1 protein-coding gene is annotated in these 2,221 nt (G+C 48.9%); it reads left to right on the top strand.

The window, feature by feature from the left end; genetic code table 11:
- On the top strand, positions 1–2,079 hold a 2,079-nt coding region (locus Q0294_RS13655; RefSeq protein WP_299466302.1), incomplete at its 5' end, for a choice-of-anchor Q domain-containing protein.
- Between the last annotated feature and the right edge of the window lie 142 nt (positions 2,080–2,221).

The following is a 2,221-nucleotide window of genomic DNA, read 5'->3' as shown; positions in this document are numbered from 1 at the left end:
GGTGGGGGGGGACTCTATCAATTTAATGGTCAGCTCACGATTACGAACTCCACTTTTAATGATAATAAAACAAATAGCAGTGTAGCAGATGGCGGTGGAATTTATGCTTACGCAACCACGACTTCCATTACCGGATCGACGTTTGATTTAAACCAGAGTGCCGGCTCGGGGGGCGGCTTGATTCAGCAAGAGGGTACCCTGTCTGTTCGCAACAGTACGTTTTCAGAAAATTCAGCTCTGTCTGGCAATGGCGGCGGAATTCATACCGGTGCAAATACCGTCACCGTTGTGAATTCGACGATTTCCGGAAATTCCGCCAGTCAGAATGGCGGGGGTATTTATTTTGCCGATCTGATCACATTTAGCAGTGGAACGATTCACTACAGCACCATCGCCAATAATCATGCCGACCTGGATGGAGGAGGACTCCATTCTCCTTTTAATGTCATCACGGTCAATAACACGATCATTGCCGACAACACCGCAGATGGTAGCGGAGCCGATGTTCTGGGTTATGTTGATGGCAGTTACAGCCTCATCGAAGACACGAACGGTGTGACCGTTCAGGGTACCAATTTCATCACAGGTCAGGACCCGGGTTTACTGCCTCTGGCCGACAACGGTGGTTTGACGCAAACACACGCACTCTCTTCCAGCAGCATCGCGATTGACGCCGGTAATCCGGCATTTGACCCCAACGCCTTTGATCCCGCCTTAGCTCTGGACCAGAGAGGTTCAGCTCGTGTTGCCGACGGGAACAACGATACAACGAGCAGGATTGACATCGGTGCCTACGAAGCCGAGTCCGTCCTGGGCAGTGTCGATCTGACAGTCAAATCGAAAGCGACGACAGTCGGCGCTTCAGGAAATGTCAGTTCCTTGCCTGCGAATGCAGATTTTCTTGATGAATGGAACCCGGTTATCGTCGAAATCTGGGTACGTGTCACCAACTCTTCTGAGAATGGAGTAACAGCAGCTTCAGTCGATTTTAACTTTGATGCACAGTATCTGCTGGTCAATTCCATTGAATACGGTCCCGGTTATACTGAAAATCAAACCGGCATTATCGATAATGAAGCCGGTACGATTACCGGTCTGGGAGCTGCCACCAGTCAAACCGATCATGGAGCCCAAACACTGGTCCTGCTGGCCCGCGTTCGATTATCTGTCAAACCTGTGACGTTAAATACCGACGGACATTATATCGAACCGGTTGGAAATCTGAACTTCCAAATTTCCAACAGTACGCTCTCTTCAGCGCTCGGCGATGTCACTGTCACTGAAGGAGCAGCAACCAGCCTGACACTAGTTCCCGCCTTATATGACCTGAATGATAATGGCGTGATCGACTTCAGAGATCTGCAGTTACTTGCTGCCGTTTACCTCCAAAAAACAAGTGATCTCAATGCCAGCGCGAATGTATGGGCCGCCGATTTCGATCGTTCGGGCAGAGTCGATTTTCATGACCTGATCCTGTTTGTTTCGAATTATCAGAAGGTTCAGGGGAGCGGTGCTTTCTTTAACTATCCCACAAATTTTGATCAAGTCTGGCAACAAAATAACTTAATCACATCGCTGATCAATTTAGCAGAAACGAATCCGGAGCCTCTCACCCAGGAGACAGTAGAACCCCTCCTCGCATCTGCCACGCAACAACTGGCTGAAGTTCACGGCGATTCCGTCTATGAACAACTCGCAGATGTGGAAATCCAAATCGTCGAACTTCCACAAAACCAGTTGGCCAAAGCAGACGCCGGGACCAACACAATCTATCTGGATGTGAACGCAGCAGGCTGGGGATGGTTTGTTGATCAGACTCCGCTTCTAAATGAAGAATTCAATAATACGACGGTTGCCGGAATTTTTGCCGCTGAGCTGTTCAGCGGGGCTGACGGAAAAATCGATCTCCTGACGGCCCTGATCCATGAATTAAATCATCTGCTGGGATACGAACATGATCCCCAAAACGCGTTCATGGAGCCTGATTTAAATCCCGGAGAACGAAAACTCCCCTCCTATGAGGAAACGGATGACTTCTTTGAAGACTATCTGGACCCTGAATTTCAGGGTATCAATTGAACATTACAATCAGGTACCACAACTTTTTTCCCATGAAAATACCCTTAAGGAATGTGAGAAGTTCGAGTCTCAGACGTCCACATGGTAACACTCAGACTCGGACTGGCCCGCAAAACCATTAGCAGCAACCTTTTTTCGGACG

Origin of the sequence: uncultured Gimesia sp. (genome assembly GCF_937919775.1) — a bacterium.
Lineage (GTDB): Bacteria > Planctomycetota > Planctomycetia > Planctomycetales > Planctomycetaceae > Gimesia.
The sequence above is the reverse complement of the archived record's forward strand: the minus strand, read 5'-3'. Positions and strand labels throughout refer to the sequence as shown.